General features: G+C 55.6%; 27 protein-coding genes. 25 read left to right on the top strand and 2 right to left on the bottom strand.

Going from position 1 to position 25,926, the window contains the following annotated elements:
• Nucleotide 1 precedes the first annotated feature (1 nt).
• The gene (locus QZL66_RS01565; protein ID WP_022410012.1) at nt 2-733 is read right to left on the bottom strand and encodes an ABC transporter permease; all 732 of its coding nucleotides are present in this window, start codon (nt 731-733) and stop codon (nt 2-4) included.
• Nucleotides 734-739: 6 nt separating this feature from the next.
• Complete coding sequence (locus tag QZL66_RS01560; protein WP_022410011.1) at nt 740-1,807, bottom strand: ABC transporter ATP-binding protein; 1,068 nt, start codon at nt 1,805-1,807, stop codon at nt 740-742.
• A 575-nt stretch (nt 1,808-2,382) separates the two neighbouring features.
• Here QZL66_RS01560 and QZL66_RS01555 point away from each other — a divergent pair.
• From QZL66_RS01555 to xseA, 25 genes are all read left to right on the top strand, one after another.
• On the top strand, nt 2,383-5,322 hold the full coding sequence (locus tag QZL66_RS01555; RefSeq protein WP_022410010.1) for a glycoside hydrolase family 48 protein: 2,940 nt from the start codon (nt 2,383-2,385) through the stop codon (nt 5,320-5,322).
• A 201-nt stretch (nt 5,323-5,523) separates the two neighbouring features.
• The gene (locus tag QZL66_RS01550; protein WP_022410009.1) at nt 5,524-6,438 is read left to right on the top strand and encodes a YicC/YloC family endoribonuclease; all 915 of its coding nucleotides are present in this window, start codon (nt 5,524-5,526) and stop codon (nt 6,436-6,438) included.
• 17 nt (nt 6,439-6,455) lie between these two features.
• On the top strand, nt 6,456-7,058 hold the full coding sequence (gmk, locus tag QZL66_RS01545) for a guanylate kinase (protein WP_022410008.1): 603 nt from the start codon (nt 6,456-6,458) through the stop codon (nt 7,056-7,058).
• The gene (rpoZ, locus tag QZL66_RS01540) at nt 7,055-7,267 is read left to right on the top strand and encodes a DNA-directed RNA polymerase subunit omega (protein ID WP_022410007.1); all 213 of its coding nucleotides are present in this window, start codon (nt 7,055-7,057) and stop codon (nt 7,265-7,267) included. The genes gmk and rpoZ overlap by 4 nt, the downstream gene beginning before the upstream one ends.
• A gap of 5 nt (nt 7,268-7,272) precedes the next feature.
• Nucleotides 7,273-9,726, top strand: coding sequence for a replication restart helicase PriA (gene priA, locus QZL66_RS01535; RefSeq protein ID WP_022410006.1), 2,454 nt, complete (start codon nt 7,273-7,275; stop codon nt 9,724-9,726).
• A 16-nt stretch (nt 9,727-9,742) separates the two neighbouring features.
• Nucleotides 9,743-10,213, top strand: coding sequence for a peptide deformylase (gene def, locus QZL66_RS01530; protein ID WP_022410005.1), 471 nt, complete (start codon nt 9,743-9,745; stop codon nt 10,211-10,213).
• A complete protein-coding gene (fmt, locus tag QZL66_RS01525; protein ID WP_022410004.1) occupies nt 10,210-11,136 on the top strand; it encodes a methionyl-tRNA formyltransferase in 927 nt (308 codons plus the stop codon). The genes def and fmt overlap by 4 nt, the downstream gene beginning before the upstream one ends.
• Nucleotides 11,137-11,159: 23 nt before the next feature.
• Nucleotides 11,160-11,837 carry a zinc metallopeptidase gene (locus QZL66_RS01520; protein WP_022410003.1) on the top strand — a complete coding sequence of 226 codons (678 nt, stop codon included), beginning with the start codon at nt 11,160-11,162 and terminating at the stop codon, nt 11,835-11,837.
• On the top strand, nt 11,834-13,132 hold the full coding sequence (gene rsmB / locus QZL66_RS01515; RefSeq protein WP_022410002.1) for a 16S rRNA (cytosine(967)-C(5))-methyltransferase RsmB: 1,299 nt from the start codon (nt 11,834-11,836) through the stop codon (nt 13,130-13,132). The genes QZL66_RS01520 and rsmB overlap by 4 nt, the downstream gene beginning before the upstream one ends.
• 59 nt (nt 13,133-13,191) lie before the next feature.
• Entirely contained in the window at nt 13,192-14,253 is a 1,062-nt protein-coding gene (gene rlmN / locus QZL66_RS01510; protein WP_022410001.1) for a 23S rRNA (adenine(2503)-C(2))-methyltransferase RlmN, read from the top strand.
• Nucleotides 14,250-15,008 (top strand): Stp1/IreP family PP2C-type Ser/Thr phosphatase, encoded by a 759-nt coding sequence (locus QZL66_RS01505; RefSeq protein WP_022410000.1) that lies wholly within the window; start codon nt 14,250-14,252, stop codon nt 15,006-15,008. Before rlmN ends, QZL66_RS01505 begins: the two co-directional genes overlap by 4 nt.
• Before the next feature lie 6 nt (nt 15,009-15,014).
• Nucleotides 15,015-17,153, top strand: coding sequence for a Stk1 family PASTA domain-containing Ser/Thr kinase (gene pknB, locus QZL66_RS01500; RefSeq protein WP_022409999.1), 2,139 nt, complete (start codon nt 15,015-15,017; stop codon nt 17,151-17,153).
• A gap of 3 nt (nt 17,154-17,156) precedes the next feature.
• Nucleotides 17,157-18,047 carry a ribosome small subunit-dependent GTPase A gene (gene rsgA, locus QZL66_RS01495; RefSeq protein WP_022409998.1) on the top strand — a complete coding sequence of 297 codons (891 nt, stop codon included), beginning with the start codon at nt 17,157-17,159 and terminating at the stop codon, nt 18,045-18,047.
• Nucleotides 18,044-18,685: a thiamine diphosphokinase gene (locus QZL66_RS01490; RefSeq protein ID WP_022409997.1), complete on the top strand. Its 642-nt coding sequence runs from the start codon at nt 18,044-18,046 to the stop codon at nt 18,683-18,685. Before rsgA ends, QZL66_RS01490 begins: the two co-directional genes overlap by 4 nt.
• Before the next feature lie 294 nt (nt 18,686-18,979).
• Entirely contained in the window at nt 18,980-19,897 is a 918-nt protein-coding gene (locus QZL66_RS01485; protein ID WP_022409996.1) for an ATPase, T2SS/T4P/T4SS family, read from the top strand.
• Nucleotides 19,894-20,397 carry a stage III sporulation protein AB gene (locus QZL66_RS01480; RefSeq protein WP_022409995.1) on the top strand — a complete coding sequence of 168 codons (504 nt, stop codon included), beginning with the start codon at nt 19,894-19,896 and terminating at the stop codon, nt 20,395-20,397. The genes QZL66_RS01485 and QZL66_RS01480 overlap by 4 nt, the downstream gene beginning before the upstream one ends.
• A gap of 21 nt (nt 20,398-20,418) precedes the next feature.
• The gene (gene spoIIIAC, locus QZL66_RS01475; RefSeq protein WP_022409994.1) at nt 20,419-20,613 is read left to right on the top strand and encodes a stage III sporulation protein AC; all 195 of its coding nucleotides are present in this window, start codon (nt 20,419-20,421) and stop codon (nt 20,611-20,613) included.
• Nucleotides 20,610-21,002, top strand: a complete 393-nt coding sequence (locus QZL66_RS01470) for a SpoIIIAC/SpoIIIAD family protein (RefSeq protein WP_022409993.1) — start codon at nt 20,610-20,612, stop codon at nt 21,000-21,002. Before spoIIIAC ends, QZL66_RS01470 begins: the two co-directional genes overlap by 4 nt.
• A complete protein-coding gene (locus tag QZL66_RS01465; protein ID WP_022409992.1) occupies nt 20,999-22,162 on the top strand; it encodes a stage III sporulation protein AE in 1,164 nt (387 codons plus the stop codon). The genes QZL66_RS01470 and QZL66_RS01465 overlap by 4 nt, the downstream gene beginning before the upstream one ends.
• 1 nt (nt 22,163) lies before the next feature.
• On the top strand, nt 22,164-22,622 hold the full coding sequence (locus QZL66_RS01460; protein WP_022409991.1) for a hypothetical protein: 459 nt from the start codon (nt 22,164-22,166) through the stop codon (nt 22,620-22,622).
• Nucleotides 22,603-23,145, top strand: a complete 543-nt coding sequence (locus tag QZL66_RS01455) for a stage III sporulation protein AG (protein WP_022409990.1) — start codon at nt 22,603-22,605, stop codon at nt 23,143-23,145. The genes QZL66_RS01460 and QZL66_RS01455 overlap by 20 nt, the downstream gene beginning before the upstream one ends.
• A gap of 32 nt (nt 23,146-23,177) precedes the next feature.
• The gene (locus QZL66_RS01450) at nt 23,178-23,819 is read left to right on the top strand and encodes a SpoIIIAH-like family protein (RefSeq protein ID WP_022409989.1); all 642 of its coding nucleotides are present in this window, start codon (nt 23,178-23,180) and stop codon (nt 23,817-23,819) included.
• Nucleotides 23,820-24,069: 250 nt separating this feature from the next.
• A complete protein-coding gene (gene nusB / locus QZL66_RS01445) occupies nt 24,070-24,516 on the top strand; it encodes a transcription antitermination factor NusB (RefSeq protein ID WP_022409988.1) in 447 nt (148 codons plus the stop codon).
• Nucleotides 24,494-25,450 (top strand): Kae1-like domain-containing protein, encoded by a 957-nt coding sequence (locus tag QZL66_RS01440; RefSeq protein ID WP_022409987.1) that lies wholly within the window; start codon nt 24,494-24,496, stop codon nt 25,448-25,450. The genes nusB and QZL66_RS01440 overlap by 23 nt, the downstream gene beginning before the upstream one ends.
• Nucleotides 25,438-25,926, top strand: a 489-nt coding sequence (gene xseA / locus QZL66_RS01435; RefSeq protein WP_293601759.1) for an exodeoxyribonuclease VII large subunit, incomplete at its 3' end; no start/stop codon positions are given. The genes QZL66_RS01440 and xseA, both read left to right, overlap by 13 nt.

The raw sequence follows: 25,926 nt of genomic DNA, 5'->3' as shown, positions 1-25,926 counted from the left end.
CTTACCCCCTGCTCCAGCGTCTTTTTTCCACAGAGATGATGGTCCAGATCAGGAACACAAGGATTTCTGTCACATAGCCCAGCAAATCGGAGATTTGCAGAAGACCCTGGGAAAATACATAGAATTTCGTTTGATTGGAGAACCAGTCCAGAGCATCGGAGAGAATCGGGATGCTGGAGAGGTATGCAGTCTGTGCGGCGTTGTCCATCAGCAGCAGAAGCAGCATTGCCAGCTCACTGATCAGAATGGCGATCAGCGGCATTTCTGTCAGCGAGGAGATGAAAATGCCCAGTGCAGCGCAGACCAGACCGAACAGGAAGAAACCGATGTAAGTGCAGATCAGGCTCTCCCAGATGACACGGCCATAAATGGAGGTGACGATGGGGTAGAACAGGGAGGCAACCAGCATGATCAGCAGAATGGTCGCTGTTGCCAGAAACTTTGCCAGCACGATCTGTGTCACATTCAGCGGGCTGGAGAGCAGCAGCGTCTCCGTACCGTTTTTCCGTTCCTCCGCAAACGCACGCATGGTGAGCAGCGGGATGAGGAAGATGAAGTAGAACAGATTGGTGTAGAAAATCGTGGGGAAGGAAAATTCATAGGTGGCTGAGCTGACATTGGAAATATCCATGACCAGCGTCAGGGAGAAGGTTGCCATAAAGAAGGCAATGACAAAATAAGCGACAGGCGATAGAAAATAGCTCTGCAGCTCTTTTTTATATAGTGCAAACATGCGGCGTTAATCCTCCTTGGTTTCAGATTCCGCCGAATCCTCGGAATCTGTTTCTGACGGTGTCTCTTCTTCGGCACCATTGGTTTCTGCGGCATCCTCTTCCGTCATCTCGTCGAGCAGGTCTTTCAGGCTGGTACGCTTTTCCGGCTGGTTGACCAGCTTGACAAATACCTGTTCCAGATTCTTCTTCTCGGCGGAGACCTCCAGCACTTCCAGTCCACGCTGGAGCAGAGCGGACAGCAGGGCATTTCGGATGCTCTCATCCTGAATCTCCACGTCGTAGGTGTAGACACCGGTCTTGACGAACTGGATGTTGCCGACACGGACAACGCCCTCCACGCCTCTGGCAACCTTGCTGACTTCGCGGGAGCTGCCCTGTACCTTCAGGCGCAGTATTGTACCGCTCTCCATGCTTTCTTCCAGATGTTCAATGGTGTCGTCTGCCTTGATCTCGCCGTGGTTGATGACCACAATACGGTCGCAGACGGCGCTGATCTCGCCCAGAATGTGGGAGCTGAGAATGATCGCATGGTTGTGGCGCAGATCTAATATAATGTTGCGCACTTCCATCAGCTGGGTGGGGTCGAGTCCGACCGTCGGCTCGTCCAGAATCAGAACGGGCGGATCGCCCAGCAGTGCCTGCGCAAATCCCACACGCTGTTTGTAGCCCTTGGAGAGGTTGCGGATCAGACGCTTCTGCACGTCAGTGATCTTCAGGCGTTCCATGACACGCTCCACCTCGCTCTTGCGCTTGACGGCGGGGATGCCCTTGAGTCCGGCGGCGAAGTGCAGATACTCCCGTACCTTCATATCCGGATAGATGGGCGGGATCTCCGGCAGGAATCCGATGCAGCGCTTTGCCTTGACCGGCTGCTGCGCGATGTCATAGCCATTGATGACGACCGTTCCGCTGGTGGACGGGATGACACCTGCCATGATGTTCAGCGTGGTGGACTTTCCGGCGCCGTTGGGGCCGAGAAAGCCGAGGACTTCGTTTTCTTTTATGGTAAAGCTGACCCCTTTCAGGGCGGCTTTATGTCCATAGTACTTGGTCAGATTTTGAATTTCAACCATAAAAAACTCCTTTCTGTTTTTTCATGATGCTGCGGCTGGCCTCCCTCAGAAAAAACATGTACCTTTATATTATCTCAAAATAATATATCTCTGTCGTGACTGTTATGTAACCATATTATGAAACATAGGGAAAATGGATAAAATCCGCACAGGATTTCAGCCGGAAAATGGGCGGTATCGCAAAAACACCGGCTTTAGTATGCCATGGCTTTGTGAAAGCTGCGTGAAAAAAAGATGCGGATTGTGCGAAAGACAAAAAAATCATGGAAAATCTGCATGACTCGCCGAAAAATAGTGTCAAAGTGCACAAAACAAAGCCTTGGAATCTGTCTATTGCTACAAAAAATTGAAAATGGGTGCGTGGAATTTGTGCAAAGGGTTGACACGGGTTGCAAAGAGGTGTATAATTTTTGATATGAAAGTAGGTGCTCCTGTGTGCATTTTGTGAAAATGCAGGGGGGTTCCTCAAATCCGTGTGGCGGTTTGCCTGCGTCGGATTCGACTGGAACCCGGCTGCCCGCAAATTGCCATGTTTCCTATTTTCTACATTATTTTTGAGAGGGGAATTTCAAGAAATGCAATTCAAGAAAAGCAAAACCGTTTTGGCTGCGATTCTGGCTGCTGCAATGACTTGTTCGGCTGTTCTGCCGACTGCCGCTTCTGCAGCTGGCACCCGCACCAAAGAAGAGGCCTATGGTGACAGCACCTATGCAGAGCGCTTCATGTCTCTGTACGATGACGTTGTTACCAATGGTCAGCAGAACGGCTATTTGTCCCAGAGCTCCGTGGCTAACGGCGGTTTCGGTGTACCGTATCACTCGGTAGAGGAACTGTGTATCGAGGCTCCGGACTACGGTCATGAAACCACATCTGAGGCTCTGTCCTACTTGGTATGGGTTGCTGCAATGCGTGATAACATTGTCAACCAGGGCAAGACCAAGAGAGTTGATGGTCAGGCTGATACTGTCGGCGATCTGGCAAAGGCATGGAAGACCATGGAAGCTACCATGATTCCGGATCAGCAGAACAGCTTCATGAGCAAGGGCAGCTCTCTGAGTGCTACTTACAGCGATGAGTGGCCGCAGATTGAGAATTATCCGACTGCTATGCAGGACGGCAACAAGGCTCAGAACCCGATCCACAACTATTTCTGCAATGCATACGGCAGCGATAAGGGTCTGTACCTGATGCACTGGCTGGCTGACGTTGATGACTGGTATGGATTCGGCGCAGCAAACGGCAGCCAGGGTGCACAGCAGAACGTAAGCGGCAGCTTCACTCTGATCAACACCTTCCAGCGTGGTGAGCAGGAGTCCTGCTGGGAAACCATTCCGCATGCCTGCGTAGACCTGCACGACAAGGGCTACGGTATCCGCGGCAACGGCGGTATGAAGGGCTTCTTCAACACCGAGGCAACTCCGGCTGAGCAGTGGTCTTACACCAATGCGCCGGACGCAGAAGACCGTGCAATCCAGGCTGTTTACGATGCAAACAGATGGGGTGTTGGCGATCAGACGGTTGACTCCAAGTGGGGCGGCAGCCAGTCCATCTCCGCTCTTGCCGGTAAGATGGGTGACGAAGCTCGTAACAACATGTATGATAAGTACTACAAGGAAATCGGCTGTGCAGGCAACGTTTGGTCCAACGGTAACGGTAATCCGGAAGTTGGTAAGCACTACCTGATGAACTGGTACACTTCCTGGGGCGGCGCACTAGACGGCTCTTGGGCATGGCAGATCGGCGCATCTCACTGCCACGAATTCTATCAGAACCCGCTGGCTGCATACGCTCTGGTAAATGATTCTCAGCTGAATGCTGGCATGAAGGCTACCGGCGCTACTGACGACTACAAGGCTTCTCTGGAAAGACAGATGGAACTGTATCTGTGGCTGCTGTCCAGCGACGGTCCGATCGCCGGCGGCTGCACCAACTCCTGGGGCGGTCAGTATCAGGCATATCCGGCTGGTCAGTCTACTTTCCACGACATGGCATATCTGGAACACCCGGTATATGCTGACCCGGGTTCCAACCACTGGATTGGTAACCAGGTATGGGCAGTTCAGCGTCTGGCAGAACTGTACTATGTTGTCAAGGAAAACGGCGACGGCGGCGTACAGGTTGGCGGCATGAGCATGACCGCAGCTCTGGAAAAGATTCTGGATCGCTGGGTAGGCTGGTTCATGGACAACACTGTTCTGGGTAAGGCTAATGCTACCAAGACTTTTGATGCTTACTATGAGCCGTATGACACTACCATGAGCACCTTCACAATTCCGGATCTGTCCAAGGGTGTAACCGATGACGGTACTTCCTTCTCCATTCCGTCCAGCCTGATCTGGAGCGGTCAGCCGGAGTCCTGGACTGGTACTTACCAGGAGAACAGCAAGCTGACCTGCACCATCGTTGGCTATGGCGACGGCGACCTGGGATGCGTATCTTCTCTGGCAAATACTCTGATCTACTATGCAAAGGCAAAGGGCGTTTCCAGCGACATCGATGCTTGCAAGGCTGCTTACGAGAGCAAGAAGTCTGGCGACAGCGGCGATGCACTGGCTCAGCAGTCCCTGTATCTGGCAAAGGAACTCCTTGACAGAGAGTGGAACAGCTTCCGTGATGATATCGGTCTGGGCGTATCCGACCACAACACCAACCTGCCGAGACTGTGGAACACCAAGGTGGTTCTGCCGAATGGCACAAGAGCAAATGGTAAGGGTGAAGTTCTGGCTGCTGACCGTTACACTGGTACGATGCCGAATGGCGACACCGTTAAGGATGGCGCAACATTCGTTGACATTCGTTCCAACTATAAGAACAGCCCGATGTATGAGGAAGCTCTGTCTTACTATGAGAAGGACGGCAACTGCGACAACTATTACTTCACACTCCACAGATTCTGGCACGCAGGCGATATCATGATGGCTCTGGGTACCATGAACGAACTGTATCCGGATGTAAAGCCGGGTCCGACCAGTGAGGATGATGGTCCGGTTGTAACTCCGTCTGAGATTACCATCGCTGTTGGTGAGACCGAGACTCTGAAGCCGAACAAGGACAACTGCAAGTTCGATTCTGCTGATTCCAGCATTGCATCTGTTGATGAAAACGGCACTGTAACTGGTGTATCTGAGGGTGAAACTACCATCACTGTAACCGACGAGAACGGCAAGACCGCAACAGTTAAGGTAACTGTAACTGCTGCTGAGACTACCACCACGACTGAGGCTGCTACCACAGAGAACACTACTGCTGAAACTACCGCAAGCGACAGCACTGAAACCACTGCTGTAACAACGGTAAGCACTCCGGACGGCGTTCTGCTGGGTGACGTAAACCTGGATGGCGAAGTTGACCTGTCTGACGCAGTTCTGCTGAACAAGGCAGTTGCTGGTGCAGTAACTCTGAACGAACAGGCTACCCTGAATGCAGACTGCAACAAGGGCGTTGGTATCACTGCTGACGATAGCATGAGCCTGCTGAAGTTCCTGGTACACCTGATCAACGCTCTGCCGGAGTAATGACGGGATACCAAAATAATTGACGAAATGGCTGCGGATTTTAGAAACAGCCTGTCATAAATGTGCGGAAGCGCTGCTGCCCTTCGGGGCGGTGGCGCTTTTGTGCGCTGTGGTTGGGAAATTTTCTGAGAAGCACTTGATTTTCTACCGAAAAAATGATATAATAAGATATTACAAAGGTTGCAGAGAGAGGTGACATAAATGAAAAGTATGACTGGATACGGTCGGGCAGCATCGCAGACGGAGCGGTATGATATCACGGTGGAGGTGCATTCTGTCAACCACCGGTTTCTGGAAGCCTCGGTTCGGCTGCCACGTAGTTTCGGGTACTTAGAAGAGAAGATCAAGGAACAGGTGCAGCAGAACGTTTCCCGTGGAAAAGTGGAAGTTTCGCTCTCGATGCAGCCGGTTTCCTCGAAAACGACAACCGTGGAGCTTGACCACGATGTAGTTCAGGCATATCTCTCTGCCATCGAGCGGGAGAACGTGCGCTTGCAGAAGCAGGCAGAAAATGATACGGCTGCGGAGTCCTATCGCATCGAACCGGATCTGACGCTTTCCACATTGCTGCGAATTCCGGATGCATTTCAGGTGCAGCAGGTAGCGGATGATCCGGCGGAAATCTGGGCACAGGTGCAGCCGGTTCTGGCGGAAGCACTGACACAGTTCGTTCAGATGCGCCAGACTGAGGGCGAACGTCTGAAGGATGACGTTGCATTCCATCTGACACAGCTGGAACAGATGACCGATCAGGTAGAACAGCTGGTACCGCAGACGGTGCAGCAGTACTACGACCGGCTCTACCGGAAAATCACGGAATTGCTGGAAGATCGCACGGTGGAGGAATCCCGTCTGGTGACAGAGGCAGCAGTGGTCGCTGAGAAAATCGCCGTGGATGAGGAACTGGTGCGGCTGCATAGCCATATTGCACAGTTCCGTGGATTTCTGGAATCGGCGGAGCCGGTGGGCAGAAAGATGGATTTTCTGGTGCAGGAGATGAACCGTGAGGTGAATACGACCGGTTCGAAATCGCAGATGCTGGAGATCACCAAGCTTGTGGTGGATATGAAATCAGAGATCGAAAAAATCAGAGAACAGATTCAAAACATCGAATAAATGGAGGAGGAAACCGCATGAAAAAAGGAACATTGTTTGTTGTTTCCGGACCGTCCGGCTGCGGAAAGGGGACGGTTCTGAAAGAGGTACTACAAAATCCCAACCTGTATTTTTCTGTTTCCGCAACGACACGGGAAATCAGACCGGGTGAAGTGGACGGTGTCAGCTATCGATTCATGAGCGATGCGCAGTTTGAGGCGATGATCGCAGAGGATGGCTTTTTGGAACATGCCGGTTACTGCGGTCATTACTATGGCTCGCCGAGAAAGCCGGTGGAAGAGCATCTGGCGATGGGACAGGATGTCATTCTGGAAATTGAGGTTGTCGGTGCTATGAAGGTGCGGGAAACCCGTCCGGATGCTGTCTTTCTCTTCATTTTGCCGCCGTCGCTGACCGAGCTGGAACGCCGTCTGCGGAAGCGTGGAACAGAGGAAGAGGACGTCATTCAGAAACGTGTTGCACAGGCTGCCCGTGAAATCGGCTGTGCAAAGGACTACGATTATGTGGTCGTCAATGGGGAACTCTCCAAGGCAGTGGAAGAAGTGAACGCAATTTTGTGCGCAGAATCTCGAAGAGCGCAGAAAAATCTGGAAGAAATCAATGAGGTGCTTGAAAAATGAATATGTTAAGACCGTCTGTCAATCAGTTGATCACAAAAAATGAGAGCAGCTACTCTCTGGTTGTTGGCGTGGCAAAGCGTGCCCGTGAGATTGCCGATGAGCTGTGTAAAGAGGGAAAGCCGCTGGAGGAAAAGCCGGTAAAGACTGCCATTGCAGAGCTGGCTGCCGGAAAATATCGTATCGTGGACGATGAGAGCCAGACCCGCTGAACTCCATGAAAGCTGACTCGAATCTGCCGGCGCTGTGGTGCGTTGGTGTGGCAGTTTGTGCGGCAGCCTATTCCTTTGACCAGCTGTTTTCCTATGTGAGCATGCAGCCGATCTCGCTGGGCTGCCGTGTTGTTGTCCCGTTCGGCAGGAGCAACACCAAGCGGGTGGGAATCGTGCTCTCCTGCGAACCGCAGACTGCCACGGACTTGCAGCTGAAAGCAGTTCTGTCCGTGGTGGACGAACACTCTTTGCTGTCGCCGGAGATGCTGGAACTGGTGTTCTGGCTCAAGGAGATGACGTTCTGCACTTACTATGATGCGGTGCGGACAATCCTGCCGGCGGGAATGCAGGTGCAGCTGGTGGAGACCGTTTCTCTGGCAAAAGCACTGCCGGAAGTCCCTCTGACAGAGGCGGAACAGCAGCAGCTGTTTTTTCTGAAAAATGCCAGAACCAAACGGGAGTTCCAGCGGATTCTCTCCGACATGGATGCAGAGGGGAAAAAAGTGCTGGAATCTCTGCTGAAAAAGGGCTTTCTGATACGGCGGGAAACTGTCAGGGAAAAGACACACGGACAGACGGGAATCCGGATGCTCCGGCTGGCGGAAGCTGCGGAGGAAGCTCCACGCATCACACAGACACAGCAAAAACTGGTGAAGCTGCTGCAGGAGGTGGGGACGCTCTCGGAAAAGGAGGCATGCTACCTCAGCGGTGTGTCTGCCAGCGTGGCGAAAAAGCTGGTGCAGTCCGGTGTGGCGGAATCTTATGTGGTGAAGTCTAACACCGACTTGTACGCCGGTCAGAAACAAACCGGAACACCGGAGGATGTGGTGCTTTCTCCGGCGCAGCAGGATGTGTATCGGTCAGTGGCGGATGCCCTTGGAAAGGGGATGCGTTGTTTTTTGCTGCATGGCGTCACCGGCAGCGGAAAGACCAGCGTATTTATCCGCTTGATTCACACGGTACTTCAGCGTGGTGAACAGGTGATCCTTCTGGTGCCGGAAATTGCGCTCACACCGCAGATGGTGGAGCGCTTTTACCAGCTGTTTGGCGAGGTGGTCGCTGTGGTGCACAGCGAACTCTCTTTGGGACAGCGCAGCGACACTTGGCGCAGAATCGCCGCCGGAGAAGCACGCATCATTATCGGGACTCGGAGCGCAGTTTTTGCGCCGGTGCAGAAGCTGGGACTTCTGGTGGTGGATGAAGAGGGGGAGCGTACCTATAAATCGGACAGCGCACCTCGATATCACGCCATTTCGGTGGCGAAAAAGCGCTGTCAGACCCATGGCTGTCCGCTGCTGCTGGCATCGGCAACGCCCTCTATTGAGAGCTACTATTACGCCAAGCGTGGCACGTATACGCTGCTGGAATTGAAGGAACGCTATAATCAGACACCGCTGCCCAAGGTGGAAGTGGTGGATATGCAGAAAGAGCGGGAGAACGGCAACGATGGTGTGTTTTCCCGCACGCTGCAAGATGCCATGCTGGAAAACCTGGGCGCTGGAAAACAGACGCTGCTGCTTTTGAACCGCCGTGGCTACCACACGATCATCAGCTGTGCGTCCTGTAATAAGCCGGTGTACTGTCCCAATTGCAGCATTCCCATGACTTACCATAAGGTGAATGACAGCCTGATGTGCCACTATTGCGGACATGTGCAGGAGATGGTGAAAACCTGTGCGTTCTGCGGCAGTCCGCATCTGCGGAAAATGGGCTTCGGCACGCAGCGCCTGGAGGAGGAACTCTCCGAGCTGGTGCCGCAGGCACGAATCCTGCGGATGGATGCGGATACCACCATGTCCCGCTATGCCTATGCGGAGCACTTTGCGGAGTTTCGGGCGGGCAAGTATGACATTATGCTGGGAACGCAGATGATCGGCAAGGGACTGGATTTCCCCAATGTGACGCTGGTTGGTGTGCTCTCTGTGGACAAGGCGCTGTACGCCGGCGATTTCCGCAGCTACGAGCGGACGTTTTCGCTGGTGACACAGGTGGTGGGCAGAGGCGGCCGTGGAAGTTCCGCCGGACGTGCGATCCTGCAAACCAATATGCCGGATCATTACGTGCTGAAGCTGGCATCCAAGCAGGCGTATGAGGCGTTCTACGAACAGGAAATTGCTTTGCGGCGACAGCTGATTTTCCCGCCCGTCTGTGACATCTGCGTCATCGGTTTCACCGGTCTGCGTGAGCAGGAGGTGCAGCAGGCGGCGCAGAAAACCTCTCAGATTCTGCGGATACAGATTCAGCGGCAGGGCTTTTCCTATCCCATCTGGGTGCTGGAACCGGTGCCGTGTGTCTATGGGAAGATCAACGGAAAGTACCGCTATCAGCTGGTCATCAAATGTAAGAATACCAAGCCGTACCGGGATCTCATCCGTGCGGTTTTGAAAGAAGCCGGTTCCGACCGTGCCTGTGCAAAGGTACATCTTTTTGCGGACATGAACGGCGATATCGGCGTATAACGAGGAGGAATTTGGCATGGCATTGCGAAGAATCGTCAAGGTGGGAGATCCGGTGCTGCGAACCGTCTGCCGTCCGGTGACAATGTTCGATCAGAATTTGCATACACTGCTGGATGATATGCACGAAACACTGGATAAGGCGGAGGGCGTTGGACTGGCTGCACCGCAGGTGGGCTGCTGCCGCCGCTTTTTTATCATGCATCTGGGCGATATGCGAATCGAAGCGATCAATCCGGAAATCATTAAGAAGAGCGGGAAACAGCGTGTGCTGGAGGGCTGCCTTTCCGTTCCCAACCAGTGGGGCTATGTGACACGGCCGAATAAGTGCAAGCTGCGGGCGCAGGATCGCAACGGCAACTGGTACGAGATGACACTGACGGCGCTGGGCGCACAGTGCACCTGTCATGAATACGCACATCTGGACGGACAGCTGTTCACCGATGTGGTAGAGGAATTTGTAGATCCGGAGGATTTGGAAGAAGCATGAGAATTGTCTATATGGGAACGCCGGAAATTGCGGTGCCGAGTCTGCGCTTTCTGGCGGAGAGCGAGCACGAGGTTCTGAGCGTTTTTACACAGCCCGACCGCCCCAAGGGACGCGGACACCACACCATTCCCACTGCCGTGAAAGCTGCTGCGCTGGAGTATGATATTCCGGTATACCAGCCGCTGTCGTTCCGGAAAGGGGAGGACGCCGAGGCAGCAATGGAAACACTGCGCCAGCTTGCACCGGATCTGATCGTTGTTCTGGCATATGGACAGATCCTGCCCAAGGCAGTTCTGGAACTGCCGAAATACGGCTGTATCAATCTGCACGCCTCTCTGCTGCCGGTCTACCGTGGTGCTGCGCCGATTCAGTGGGCTGTGATGGACGGTCAGACCAAGACCGGCGTAACCGCACAGCAGATGGCGGAATCGCTGGATACCGGCGATATTCTCGTGGCAAAGGAAACTGCCATCGGACCGGAGGAAACAGCGGAGGAACTGTATGACCGGCTGGCGGAGCTCGCCGTGGAAACGCTGGCGGAAACGCTGAAACAGCTGGAAGCGGGCACCCTGCAGCGGACACCGCAGGACGACAGCAAATCCTGCTATGCCTCTCGCATTACCAAGGAGATGTCGGCGCTGGACTTTTCCCAGCCGGCGCAGAAGCTGCACGACCTGATTCGCGGTATCACTGGTTTCACACTGCTGGAGGGCAAACGCCTGAAGGTATACAGCTCTCGTGTGGAAGCCAATGTCGCCGGAGCGCCGGGGACAATTGCCGATCCGGAGTGCTTTCTGGTTGCCTGCGGTGACGGAAACGGACTGCGTCTGACGGAGATTCAGCCAGAGGGCAAGCGCCGGATGCAGACGGCAGATTTTCTCCGCGGAAAGAAACTGACGAAGGGAACGAAGCTCGGCGCATGACCGGGAGAAAGTGAGACGATCCCATGTATGCATTGTTGATTTTAGGATTGATTATCAGCTTAGCAGCCTCTTGGAATGTCAACGCCACATTTCGGCGGTATGAGAAAGATTCCAACAGCCGTGGTCTGACTGCTGCGCAGGTGGCACGGCAGATTCTGGATGAAAACGGACTGTATCAGATTCGTGTGGAGCGGATCTCAGGCAAACTGACCGATCACTATGACCCCTCCGGCAACGTCATCCGTCTTTCGGATTCGGTGCACGATTCCACTTCTGTGGCAGCCATTGGCGTTGCCGCCCATGAGTGCGGACATGCCGTACAGCATGAGGTGGGCTACTTCCCCATGAAGATTCGCAGTGCTGTCATTCCGGTGACACAGATCGGCTCGAAGTTCTGGTATATCATTTTTCTGATCGGTCTGGTCTTCGGCAATTCTCAGGCGGGACAGATCATGCAGATGATCGGCATTCTGCTGTTCAGTGCCATTGTCTTTTTCCAGCTGATTACCCTGCCGGTGGAATTTGACGCAAGCCATCGTGCCATGAAAACGCTGGAATCCCGTTATATTCTGGCGGGCGAGGAACTGACCAAGGCCCGGAAAGTACTGACCGCCGCAGCGCTGACCTACGTGGCAGCACTGCTCAATGCGATTTTACAGCTGCTTCGTCTGCTGAATATCGCACGGGGTAATCGCCGATGAGTGCGAGAAAGCTGGCGGTTCAGCTGTTAGACCGCACGGAACAGGAGAAGAGCTATTCCAATCTGCTGCTGGATCATGCGCTGGCGCAGTCCACGCTGGAAGAGCGGGATAAGCGCCTGTGCGCCTCCCTCTATTACGGTGTCATTGAACGGCGCATCACTTTGGATGCAGTGCTGTCGCACTATTGCAAACAGCCCCTCCGCAAGCTGGACGGAACGGTGCGGAATATTTTGCGGCTGGGGATTTACCAGCTGCTGTACTGCGACCAGATTCCGGCACGTGCTGCGGTGGATGCGTCGGTGAAGCTGACACGTTCCTGCCGAAAGGCGAGTGCATCGGGTTTTGTAAATGCCGTGCTGCGCAGCTTTCTGCGGGATGACTGCCGGATTCCCCTGCCGAAGCAGCCGGAAAAGGCGATGGCGGTGGAATACGCCGTGCCGGAGTGGCTGCTGAAAAAGCTGCTGGACGCCTATGGCAGGGAGCGGACACAGGCATTTTTGGCGGATGCGCTTCAGCCGGCTCCCCGATACATCCGGCGCAATCCGGAAAAATGTACGCAGGAGGAACTGGAGCAGGCGCTGGGCGAGCGCATCATACCGGTGGCGCAAGTGCCGGATGCCTACCAGCTGCACGCCGGCGATATCCGGCATCTGCCGGAATTTCAGCAGGGCTGGTTCTATGTGCAGGATCTCGCCTCGCAGATCTGTTCCCTTGCCATTGGCGCAAAAGCCGGCGAAACGGTGCTGGATCTCTGCGCTGCTCCCGGCGGAAAGACCTGCACCATGGCACTGCAAATGCAGGGCGGCGGAAAGGTGCTTGCCTTTGATCTGGCGCAGTCCCGTGTGGGGCTGATTGCGGAAAATGTCCGCCGGCTGGGGCTGACCAACGTCACCGCAATGCAGGGGGATGCCGCTGTGTACCAGCCGGAACTTGCCGGCGCAGACCGTGTGCTGTGCGATGTGCCGTGTTCCGGACTGGGCGTTCTGCGCCGGAAGCCGGAGGTCAAGGAAAAACAGCCGGAGGAACTGGCACAGCTGCCGCCGGTTCAGCTGGCGATTCTGGAAAATGCCGCACGCTATGTAAAACAGGGCGGTGTGCTGCAATATTCCACCTGTACGATTTTGCCGGAGGAGAATCAGAAGGTCGTGGCGCAGTTTCTGGCGCATCATCCGGACTTCCGGCTTTGTCCGGTTCTGCCGGAGTGGGGCGGCGTATTTGCCGAACCTATGCTGACGCTGCTGCCGGAGATCTGCGGCAGTGACGGTTTCTTTGTGGCAAAAATGCAGCGCAAGTGAGCGCATGCAGAATGGAGGAAAGCAGACGTTCTGTCTGCTGCTTGTGATGGAGGATGAAGATGGAACAAATCGATATCTTGTCCCTCTCGCCGGAGGCGCTGCGGGCGTATCTGGAAGCATGGGGAGAGCCGAAATTTCGTGCAAAACAAATATTTGGCTGGCTCCATCAGAAGCAGGTGACAGAATTTTCCCAGATGACTTCGCTATCTCTCCAATTGCGGGAGAAGCTGGAGCAAAATTTTTGTATAAATAGACTAAATATTGAAAGAAGGCTTGCATCTTCTATCGATGATACGGTAAAATATCTGTATCGGCTGCCGGACGGCAATTTCGTGGAGACGGTTCTCATGGACTATCACCACGGAAAAAGCCTGTGCATCTCCACACAGGTGGGCTGCCGGATGGGCTGTCAGTTCTGCGCCTCCACCATTGCAGGATACGTGCGGAATCTGACACCGGCGGAGATGCTGCTGCAAATCTACGAGACACAGCGGGACGCCGGCTGCCGGATCGACAGCCTTGTGCTCATGGGAATCGGGGAGCCGCTGGACAACTTTGAGAATGTGGTCGCCTTTTTCCGGCTGCTCTCGCATCCCGATGGCTTCGGTATGAGTCTGCGGCATGTGGCAGTTTCTACGTGCGGACTTGTGCCGCGGATTCGGGAACTGGCGGACATGCGGCTTGGCGTGACGCTCTCCGTTTCTCTGCACAGTCCGGATGCCAGACGGCGCAGCGAGATCATGCCGGTCAACCGGAAGTATCCGCTGCCGGAACTGTTGGAGGCGTGCCGGTATTATTTTCAGACAACAGGCCGCCGTGTGACCATGGAGTATGCGGTCATCGACGGCGTTAACGGGACAAAGGCGGATGCCAAAAAGCTGGCAGACTGTCTGCGTGGCATGCAGTGCCACGTGAATCTGATTCCCGTCAATCCCATTGCGGAACGAAGCTTTCGTGCGTTCCGGAAAAATGTAGAACAATTCGAACAGGAACTTCGCAGGCTCGGTGTCAATGCCACCATTCGGCGGACGCTGGGCAGCGATATCCAAGCGGCATGCGGTCAGCTGCGGCGGGATGCCAGCCAGCAGAGCGCCGATGCCTGTGGAGGTGGTAGTAATTGACAAGTGCAACACAGACACACATTGGCTATGTGCGGGAGGAAAATCAGGACCGTGTGGGAAGCCGGCAGTTTGGCGAAAATCTGCTGCTGCTGGTTTGCGACGGCATGGGCGGAGAACGTTCCGGCAGTAAGGCGAGCAGTCTGGCTTCAGAAGTATTTTTCGAAAACTTTGAGGAGGGCTATGAACCGGATATGGATCACTACAGTATGCGTTCGCTGCTGCTCTCTTCGATTTCCGCCGCAAATTCCGTGGTATATACTTCGGCACGGATGGACTATCAGAATTTTGGCATGGGGACGACCTGCGTGGCAGCGTTCATCAGCCAGACCTATATCGCCATTGCCAATGTAGGCGACAGCCGTGCTTATTATTGGGCAGAGGATACCTTACAGCAGATCACCGTCGATCACACACGTGTGCAGGCGCTGCTGGAGCAGGGGGAAATTACAGAGGATGAAATGGCAACGCATCCGCAGCGGCACATGCTGGTGAAGGCCGTCGGGGTAGAGCGAACTGTCTGCCCGGATTTTTTCCGCATAGACCGTGTTGACAGTCAGCCGTTTATCCTGCTGCTGTGCTCTGACGGGCTGTCTGGATTTTGCAGCGATGCTGAGATTCAGGAAGTGCTGGATCCGGAGAAACCGGCGGAGGAGATCACGCAGCAGCTGGTGGATATGGCGCTGCAAAAAGGCGGACGGGACAATATCTCCGTTGCAGTTGCGGTGGCGGCTGCATCAGAATCAGTGGAGGAGTAAAAAGAGATGGACAGAGATAGCTATATTGGAAAGAGATTGGACGGCCGCTATGAACTGACAGAACTCGTGGGCGAGGGCGGTATGGCGAATGTATATCGTGCCACCGATGTGCTGGATAATCGCATGGTGGCAGTCAAGATCCTCAAGACCGAGTACTCGGAGAGCGAGGAATTCCAGCGTCGGTTCCGCAATGAGTCCAAGGCAATTGCCATGATGTCGCATCCCAACATCGTGAAGATCTACGATATGGGCTTTTCGGATAAGATGCAGTACATCGTCATGGAGTTCATTGACGGTATCACGCTGAAGGACTTCATTGACAGCGAGCACGTGCTCAACTGGAAGGACGCTGTGCATTTTGTCATCCAGATTCTGCGGGCACTCCAGCACGCACACAATCGCGGCATTGTGCATCGGGACATCAAGCCCCAGAACATTATGCTCCTGACCGACGGCACCATCAAGGTCATGGACTTTGGCATTGCCAAGTTTGCACGGGAGGAGAGCCGCACCGCCACCGATCAGGCAATCGGCTCGGTGCACTACATCAGTCCGGAGCAGGCACGTGGCGATGTCACCGACGCCAAGAGCGACATCTATTCCGTTGGTGTCATGTTCTACGAGATGCTGACCGGTAAAAAGCCTTTCGATACCAACAATCCGGTTTCCATTGCAGTCATGCACATGCAGAATGTGCCGGAGCGTCCCCGCAATATCAACCCCAACATCCCCTCCGGCTTGGAAGAGATCATCATGCACGCCATGGAGAAGGATGCCAACAAGCGGTATCAGTCTGCCACGGACATGATTCGGGATATTGAGGCATTCAAGGCGAATAACCAGATCATCTTCGGCTATTATAATGCGCCGCAGGCACCCCAGCAGCAGCGTCAGTATTCCGGCGTGCCGGAGCAGACGGGCATGCAGCCTCGCCGCCGTGGAAATCCCACTTACAGCAACACCCAGCAGCCAGCCGGCGGAGAACCGGATTATGGCATGGAGAGCAGCGTGGCGGAGCGGGAGCCGGAACAGAGCAAGTCGCTGGTCGTTCCGATTCTGACGGCGGTCACCATCGTGGTGGTAGTCGTCGCAGCCATTATCATTTTCCTGCTGCTCAGTCAGGGGACTGGCTCGCAGAACGGCACTACCGACGAAGTCCCCAACGTCATTGGTCTGACCTACGACGATGCCGTACTCAATTACCCCAACGTGGATTTTGAGATCGCAGAGCAGGAGTACACGGACAAGTACGAGGAGAATATCATTTATAAGCAGAATGTCAAGGGCGGTGAATTTGTCAAGAAAAACAGCGACGGCAAGATCGAACTGGCAGTTGCTGTGAGTCTGGGCATTCAGAAAGTCAAGGTTCCCGATCTAACCAACTACACGGCAGATGAGGCGGAGGAAGCCCTGAAATCCCGTGGCCTGACGGCAGAGCTGAAAAAGGTGGAGAGTACCTCGGAAGAAAACATCGAGGCGAACCACGTCATCCGGACGGATCCGGAAATCGATACCGAAGTGCCGGTCGGTTCCAGCGTGACGGTTTATGTCAGCATGGGCATTGCGGTCGAAGAGGCAGATGTTCCGAATCTGGTGGGTATGTCCCTGGAAGAGGCAACAAAGGAGTGCAAGCACCGCAACCTCAAGATTGAAACTGAGGAAAAGGCGTCGGATAAGGAGAAGGATCAGGTCATTGAGCAGGATCCGGAGCCGGGCAAGATCGTAGCAGCCGGTTCAACGATCAAGCTGACCATCAGCAACGGCGAGGAGCCGGAGGGCGAGGTCAACTATGGTCTGGTGAACCTGCCGGCTGGCATGTCCGGTATGTACACCCTGAGTTTTACTACCGATGAGGAAGGCGTAATTGCATCCCGCCAGTTTGTGGCGGAGAGCCTGACTGATGCATCGGTTTCTGTCAAGGTAAGCGGTAAGGGCAAGCGAACTGTTAAGGTTTCTGTTACCGGCGCACAGAGCGGTAAGACTGCCGTTGTCGGCACCTATACGTTCGACTTTGCCAACAAGACATTCACTGCTTCCAGCGAGAATATCGAGGGCGCTTTTGATGAGGTCATGGTGAAAACCACGCTGGCAACCACACAGGAGCCTGCTGAAACGCAGGTGACAACTGCAGCTGCTGAGGGGTAAGGTATGAGAGATTCTGCGGTAACACTTTCTGAAACACAGGGCAGAATCATCACATCTGTGGGAGGTCTCTACACCGTAGAGACCTCCTGCGGTATGTGCACCTGTAAAGCACGCGGCGTTTTTCGAAAGCGTGGCATTCTGCCCTACGTGGGGGATTTTGTACAGCTGTCTGAGGACGGTGTGATCTGTGAGATCCTCCCCCGAAAAAACAGCATCCTCCGGCCGCCAGTGGCAAATCTGGATCAGATCCTGTTTGTCACATCCTCCTGCCGTCCTGACCCGAACCTGCTCCTGCTGGATTCGTTTCTGGCGGTGGCAATCTACCAGAATATCCAGCCGGTTCTGGTTCTGACAAAAGTGGATCTGGATGCGGCAGAGCAGGTGCGCCGGCTCTACACCAGCGCCGGCATTCCGGTGTATGCGGTGGACTACCGAAACGGGGAGACGGTGCAGGCAGTGGCAGCCCTGCTGAAAGATAAGGTCAGCATGATGACTGGCAATTCCGGCGTGGGAAAATCCACGCTGCTCAATGCCATGGAACCCTCTCTTCAGCTCCCGGTGGGAGAGATCAGCGAGAAGCTGGGACGTGGCAGACACACCACACGGCAGGTGCAGCTCTATTCGTGTGCCGGCGGCTATCTGGCGGATACGCCGGGGTTCTCCACATTTGAGGCGGAGCAGTATGTGCAAATGAAAAAAGAACAGATCGCCGATTGCTTTCCGGAGTTCCAGCCGTATCTGGGAGAGTGCCGGTTCTCCGACTGTTCCCACGTCTGCGAAAAGGGCTGCGCCATTCTGGAGGCTGTGCAGGCTGGGAAAATCGCCAAGAGCCGTCACACATCGTACTGCACCCTGTATCAGACGGCAAAGCAGAGAAAGGAATGGGAGTCGTGAAACGAGCCGTGATCTTTGGCGGTGCGCCGGTGTCAATGGCAGATTTGCCGGCAGAGCTTCCGCCGTATGCCCTCTGCGTTTGTGCCGATGCCGGACTGCGTGCAGCGCAGCAGCTGGGGATTCAGCCGGATTTTGTGGTGGGGGACTTTGACTCCCTCGGCAGCGTCCCCGCAGGAGGAAACGTTGTCACCTATCCGGCGGAAAAGGACGATACGGACTTGCTGCTGGCTGCACGGTATGCCGTGGCGCAGGGGTGTCGGGAACTGGTGTTTTATGGCGCATTGGGCGGGCGGCTGGATCACACCATTGCCAACCTGCAAATGCTTCGCCTTTTGGCAGATGCGGACACCGCCGGTATTCTGATCGATGCCGGACATCGTGTCACGCTTCAGCGTGGCGGTATGTGGAACAGCCGTCAGGTCTACCGCAAGCCCCAGACGGGAAAGTGGTATCTGTCCCTGTTTGCCATGACACCGGTTTGCGAGGGAATCACATCAGCCGGCGTTGCCTATCCGCTGGAACACGGAACGCTCCGTGCCAGCTATCCTCTTGGCGTGAGTAACGAGATTCTCGGAGAACAAGCGGAGATCTCCGTGGAAAAAGGTGACCTGCTGGTTGTGCAGGCAAAAAATGTTTGAGAATAAGAAGCTGTCTTCACAAGAAATATATGTGGATTTTCGAGCATAATTTTGTTGCAGACAAGGCAAAAATACGCAGGCGGGCTGTCGCCCGGCAAGTATTTTTCACGCAGTATGCAGCAAAATTTGCCGAAAAGACACGTGTATATGCTTGTGAAGACGGCTTCTAAGCTTCTGAGATAGCAGCGCTCTGTGAATGGATTTCACAGGGCGTTTTTTTGTGCCCCCTGTCATACCTCTTGTCCATGACGCATAGGATGTATCAATCGGATGAGAAAAGAGGAGGAATTGCAGATGATGGAAAATGGTTTGCAGGCGGTGCTGCGCTACCTGCCAGTTCCGGTGCGCTCTGCGGTGCAGCAGATGCCGGCGGAGGTGCAGACGCAGATACAGGAAGTGCGCCTGCGTGCGGAAAAGCCGGTGGCAGTGGTGATACAGCAACAGGAGCGTTTCCTTGCGCCGGACGGAACACGAACGCAGCAACCTGCCAAAGCACTGCGCATGTCGCAGCGCACGCTGGAACAGACGTTTCAGGCGGTCTGTTCCTATTCGGTCTACTGCTATGCCAGGGAGATTAGTCAGGGCTTTATTACCGTAGACGGCGGGAATCGTGTGGGAATTGCCGGCTCTGCGGTGTATCGGGACGGCGTTCTCACACAGGTGCACCACATCACCGGACTCAACTTTCGCATTTCACACAGCGTCACGGGATGTGCAGAAGAGCTGTACGGGCAGACTTGCAGCAGCAGACCTCAGAGCGTCCTGCTCGCCGGTGCAGTCGGCTCCGGAAAGACCACCATGCTGCGGGACATGTGCCGGCTGCTCGGGGCAGAACACCGTGTCTCTCTCATTGACGGGCGAAGTGAGATCGCAGCGGTGCAGCAGGGCGTGCCACGCTATGATGTGGGACTGCACACCGATGTGCTGGACGGTTACGCCCGTGCAGAGGGGCTTCTGACGGCGCTGCGTGTGATGACACCGGACGTGCTGGTCTGTGACGAGATCGGGACAGAGGCGGATGCAGAGGCGATTCTGCGCATCCATGGCTGCGGTGTCCCTGTCGTCGCTTCCGCCCATGCGGTATCTTGGGAGGATGTGCAGCACCGTGCAGCTTTGGAGGCGCTGCTTCGGGCAGGGGCGTTCCAGTATGTGGCGCTGTTGGACGGGCAGAGGCAGGGACACATCCGGCAGCTTCGCCGGCTTGCCGCATGATACGGCTGGCAGGGCTGGCGTGCCTTGTCCTGTGCGGAGGCGGTGCAGGCTGGTATGCTGCCATGGGGCTTCAGCGCACCCGCACAGCTGCGGAGTGCCTCTCCCGTATGCTGCGGGAGATGGCGGTGCAGATGGAGTTTCGGGCACTCTCCATGCAGGAACTGCTGGAACGTTTGTCACAGGAATCATCCTATGGAATGTTCCGGTTTCCGGCCACAGCAGCGCAGCGCATGGCACAGGGCGACTCAGTCTGTCAGGCATGGCAGACCGGGCTGACACAGGACAAGGCGGTGCCGGAGCTGATGCGCCGGATTCTCCTGCCCTTAGGGGAGGAGCTTGGCGCCAGCGATCTGGCGGGACAGGCGGAAACGCTGGAGCAGTACCGCATGCAGCTGGAACCGTACACAGCAGCTGCTGCGGAGCGCTGTCAGCGCTTGCAGCGGCTCTATGTGAGTATGGGTGTTCTGGGCGGATTGCTGCTGGCTATTCTGTTGTGTTAATCAAGGAGGATGTTGACCAGCATGGATATTGATCTCATTTTTAAAATTGCCGGAACCGGTATCATTGTCGCCGTGCTGAATCTCGTGCTAAAGCGGGCGGAACGGGAGGAGCAGGCGATGATGACGACGCTTGCCGGGCTGGTGGTGGTTCTGATGCTGCTGGTGGAGCAGATCGGTGATCTGTTTGCCCGTGTCAAATCGGTGTTTGGCCTATGATCGGAGAAACTGCATCTGCCGCTGCGGTCTGCATGGTGGCGGCGATTCTGGCAACTCTGCTGAAACAATATTGTCGGGAACAGGCGCTGTTCTGCGTGCTTGGGGCGTGTGCTGTCGTGGGACTGGCTGCCGCAGCGTATTTGACACCCATTGCTGCCACGCTCAACGAACTGTTTCAGAAAACGGCGCTGCCGTCGGCCTATCTGGAAATTCTCTGGAAGGCGCTGGGCATCTGTTACCTCACGGGAATCGCCGGCGATCTCTGTCAGGACTGCGGAGAGTCGGCGCTGGCGCATATGGCGGAGCTGTGGGGACGGTTTTCCCTGCTGCTGCTGGCGCTTCCGCTGTTGCAGACGCTGCTGGAAACGGTGACGGAGGTGATGACGTGAAACGGCGTGGGATATTTTTTGCCGGATGTCTTGGCGGATTGCTGGGCGGATTGGGAAACGGTGTGACGCTTTCAGCATCGGCACAGCAGTCTGCGGAAGAGGTCGCTGCAACACTGGCGGAGGAGAGCGGAAGCGCTGCCGTGACGCAGCAGCTGGACTGGGATTTGCGTACAGTCCTGGAACAGATGGGGCTGTCTGTCTCCTCGCCGGAGCAAGTTGGGGAGCACTTCACCCTTGCCGGTGTGTGGGACGTGCTGCGGGACTTTTGCGCCGACCGAATTCAGCTGCCGTTTCAGATGCTGGGCGGATTGCTGACGGTGATTCTGTTTGCAGCGCTGCTGGAGGGGATGCAGTGCAGTACCTCCCATGCAGCAACGGTGCGTGTCTTTGACTATGTGTGTGCGCTGGCAGCCGTTTCGCTGCTGGCAGATCCGCTGTTTCAGAGCATTGCAGCGGTGCAGACGGCGCTGGAACAGGGCGCATCATTTATGACGGCATTTGTGCCGGTGTTCGCCGGAATTCTGGCGGCAGGCGGGACTGCCGGCACGGCGGTCTGCTATCAGACGGGGGTGATTGCGCTGTCTGACGGTGTATTACAGCTGATCTGCCACACCCTTTTGCCCTTGTGTACCATGGGATTTTCGCTGGCGATCGTGGACGCTGTCAGCCCCTCGGTTTCTGTGGGCGGACTGCTGACTCTGTCCCGCAAGGTGACCACGTGGACGCTGGGGCTGCTTATGTCTGTGTTTCTGGGGGTGCTGTCCATGCAGAATCTCATCAGCGGCAGCACGGATACCGCTGCTGCCAAAACGACACGCTATGTGCTTTCCAACTTTGTGCCGGTGGTGGGCAGTGCGGTTTCCGATGCCTATGCAACGGTGCGTGGCAGCCTGCAAATTCTGCGCAGCACCACCGGTGTTCTGGGAATCATGGCGCTGTGCCTGCTGTTTCTCCCGCCGCTGCTCCAGCTGCTGCTGTACCGCATGGTGGTGGCGGTGGGCGCAGCAGCAGCAGAACTATTTGGAACGCAGCGCCTGCTCCGCCTGCTGCGTGGGACACAGCAGGCGCTTGCCATTGCGTTTGCACTGCTGGTCTGCTTTGCCGTGATGTTTATTGTGGCAACGGCAGTTGCCATGACCATTGGAAAGGGCGGTGTGTAACATGGAGCGAATGCGTGCCATTGTGCTGTCGGCGTGTGCGGTCAGTCTGCTGGCCGGGGCTTTGGATGCCATCCGTCCCAGTCCGAAATTCGACCGCCAGATGAAGCTGCTGCTCTCCGCCGTGTTCCTGCTGGCGATTCTGACACCGCTGGTACAGGAGAGTCGAGACTTCTCCGTGGATTGGAGCGGGGATGGGGTGTTTTCGGCGGAGCTGACAGAAACCGTCGCACAGGAGACCGCAGCGTGTGCTGCGGAGAATTTGGAGGTGACGCTGCAGCAGCAGCTCTCTGCCGGCGGTGTCCCTGATGCCAAAGTGCAGGTGCAGATGCATACTGCGGAGGACGGGCGCATAGAGATAGATTGTGTCACGGCATTCTGCACAGAGCCGGAAAAAGCACGTGCGCTGCTTGCGGAATCTCTGGGAAACGAGGTGAAACTCTATGTGGAAGAAGATTCGTGAACAGCTGCACAGCGAGCGTGGAATCCGTATTCTGGTGCTGCTGGGCACTGCCGGACTGGGGCTGATCCTGCTGTCCGGACTGCTGCCGGAGCGGAACAGGGAATCCAAAACGGCGGAAAACAGTGTTGCGACGGAAGATGCCGCAGCAGAAACACAGCAGTACTGCCGCCGGATGGAGGAGGAGCTTTCCCGCATTCTGGAGCAGGTGGAGGGCGTGGGAACATGCCGTGTGCTGGTGAATGCTGCCGGAACGGCGGAGACACGCTATGTGCAGGATGCGGAAACTGATCTTGCCGAATCACGGCAGCAGTCCCAGCAAAAGTGTGTGATCCTCTCCGACAGCAGCGGAGAACGTGCGCTGGTGCAGCAGATTGTCTCGCCGGAGATCAGCGGTGTTGTCGTGGTTTGCAGCGGTGCCTCCAGCAGCGTGGTGCAGGAGCGTGTCAGCAAGGCGGTACAGGCTGTGCTCTCGCTGCCGTCCAGCCGCATCTGCGTGGTGCCGTCTGCCGGAAACATTTCGTGAGTGCTCGAATTGCTCAGAAAGGATTTGTGTTTATGAAAAAGCCTTCTTTGATTCTTGGAAAAAAGCAGATCATTTTGTCTTGCCTGACGCTGATGCTTGCCATCGCCGTCTACGTTAACTATGCGCTGTCCGACCACGATCTCACCACGGCGGAGAAAACGCCGTCCGAGGGCGTGACCTATGGCGACACGGCATTTGTCAACGCCGAGGCGGAGGGCGAGAAAAAGACAGATGCACCAGAGGAGAGCGATGCCGCCGCAGCAACAGAAACCGCAGCCGAGGCGGAGAGCGTTGTGCTGCCCGATCCTGCCACGGCGGACAATGCAGCGGACTACTTCGCACAGGCACGTCTGGAACGGACGGCAAGCCGGGATGAAACTGTGGCAACGCTGCAATCCATTCTGGGGGGCGGCGATCAGACGGAGGACGAACTGGTGACTGACGCCATCGCAGCCGTAGAGACCTCCAAACTCATCGAGAGCGAGAGTACCATTGAGTCGCTGATCAAGTCCATGGGCTATCAGGATTGCATCGTCTATCTGGACGGCGAGGGCGCACGGGTCGTGGTGCAGAGCGACGGGCTGGATGCAGCGCAGGCAGCTGCCATCAAGGACGTGATTTTGGGAGAGGTTTCCGTCGCCACAGAAAATATTCGAATTTTTGAAGTAAAATAGTTGTGCGAAACGATTTTTTTTGGTATAATAGAAGAAAGAACTTGTTTTCACGGCAGAAATGCCGGCGGCTCTGATTCCGTTTTCTTTCGAATGTGTGGAAATACATACAAATACCAAAGAAAAAATAAGTGGGATCTGGGAAAGCTGCTGTTTTTCTGCGACGGCGGCTTTCCCTTTTGCTGTCAAACGGCAAACGATACGGTTTTGCATGCAGGGGGCAGCGTCAAAAAAATGATTTGGAGGTTATGGTATGACAAAACATGAAATCAGAGAATATGCGTTTCTTCTGCTATATGAGACATTGGTGCGGACGGACTGGAACGGCGATCTGGAGGAACTCTACCAGTCCACGGAGGAAATGGTGGAACTGCCTATCCCCACACAGGTCAAGCGCTATGTGGAGGGCATCAGAAAGCAGGCGGACGAGCTGGATCAGATCATTGCGTCTTACAGTAAGAATCGTGTGCTGAACCGGATCCCGCTGGTGAACCGGACGATTCTCCGTCTGGCACTCTACGAGCTGCGGAACATTCCCAAGACGCCGGTGAATGTGGTCATCAGCGAGGCAGTCGCCCTGTCCCGTGCGTATGCACTGCCGGAGGACACCTCGTTCATCAACGGCGTTCTTGGCGCATATTCCCGTGCGGAAAAGGCAGCAAAGGAGGCAGGCTCCCATGATGCAGATCCTGGGGCTTGACACCAGCAACTATACCACTTCCGCAGCGCTTCTGGATTTGGAACACGGAACGGTGCAGCAGGCAAAGCAGCTGCTCCCCGTCAAAGCGGGGAAGGCTGGACTGCGGCAGAGTGACGCCGTCTTTCACCACACCAGACAGCTGCCGGACATGCTGGAACAGCTGGCACCGCAGATGGCAGCGGAGAAACTTTGCGCCATCGGTGTGTCTGCCCGTCCCAGAAATCTGGAAGGCTCCTATATGCCGTGCTTCCTCACAGGACTTGGAATGGCTCGTGGAATCGCTGCGGTGACCGGCGTGCCGCTGCACGTGACTTCGCACCAGATCGGACATGTTCTGGCAGCCCTGTATTCGGCAAAAAAGTTGGAACTCTGCCGTGCGCCGTTTCTGGCGTTTCACGTCAGCGGCGGAACGACGGACTCCCTCTATTGCGAACCGGATGCGGCGGATTTTCTGCGCATTACGCCCTGCGGAACCTCTCTGGATCTGAAAGCAGGACAGGCGATCGATCGGGTGGGCTTGCAGCTGGGACTGCAATTTCCCTGCGGTGCAGCGCTGGAACAGCTGGCACTGAAAAGCCATGCGAAAATGCGTGTGCGTCCGGTCATTCGTGAGGAAAACTGCTGTCTCTCCGGTTTGGAGAACCAGTGTGCCAAGATGTGCAGGCAGGAACAGCCGCCGGAGGATATCGCACGGTATTGCCTGCTGACAGTGGGCGAGACCATTGCCGCCATGACAGCGGCAGCACGGAAAAAATACGGCAGACTGCCAGTCATCTATGCCGGCGGCGTAATGTCCAACCGGATGATTCGTCCCATGCTGGCGGCTGCCGGAGATGTCTATTTTTCAGAGCCGGACTGCGCCTGCGACAATGCCGTGGGCGTGGCAGTTTATGCGGCAATTCGGGAAAAGAGGGGAACACTGTGGCAGTTCTGAGCGTAACGCAACTCAACCGCTATGTCGGCTATCGTCTAAAAGAGGAACGTGCCCTGCAAAATGTGCTGGTGCGTGGAGAAATCACCAATTTCACCGCATATTATCGTTCCGGACACCTGTATTTTACCCTGAAGGATGCGGAGGCATGCGTCAAAGCTGTGATGTTTCGGGGCAGTGCCCAGCGGCTGCGGTTTCAGCCGGCAGACGGCATGCGTGTCATTGTTGCAGCCTCAGCGGTGCTCTATGAGAAAGAGGGCAGCTTCCAGCTGAACGTCACGGACATGCAGCCGGACGGCGCAGGTGTGCAGGCGGCTGCGCTGGAACAGCTGAAGAAAAAGCTGACAGATCAGGGCGTTTTTGATGCAGCTGCCAAGCGTCCCATTCCTGTCATGCCCCAGCGAATCGGCGTCATTACATCCGATGTCGGTGCGGCATTGCAGGACGTGCGGAACGTCATCAGCCGCCGGTATCCGGTG

This window comes from Ruminococcus sp. CAG:330 (assembly GCF_000437175.1).
Taxonomy (GTDB): domain Bacteria; phylum Bacillota; class Clostridia; order Oscillospirales; family Ruminococcaceae; genus Ruminococcus_C.
Note: the sequence above shows the minus strand (reverse complement) of the source record. Positions and strands in the feature narration are given on the sequence as shown.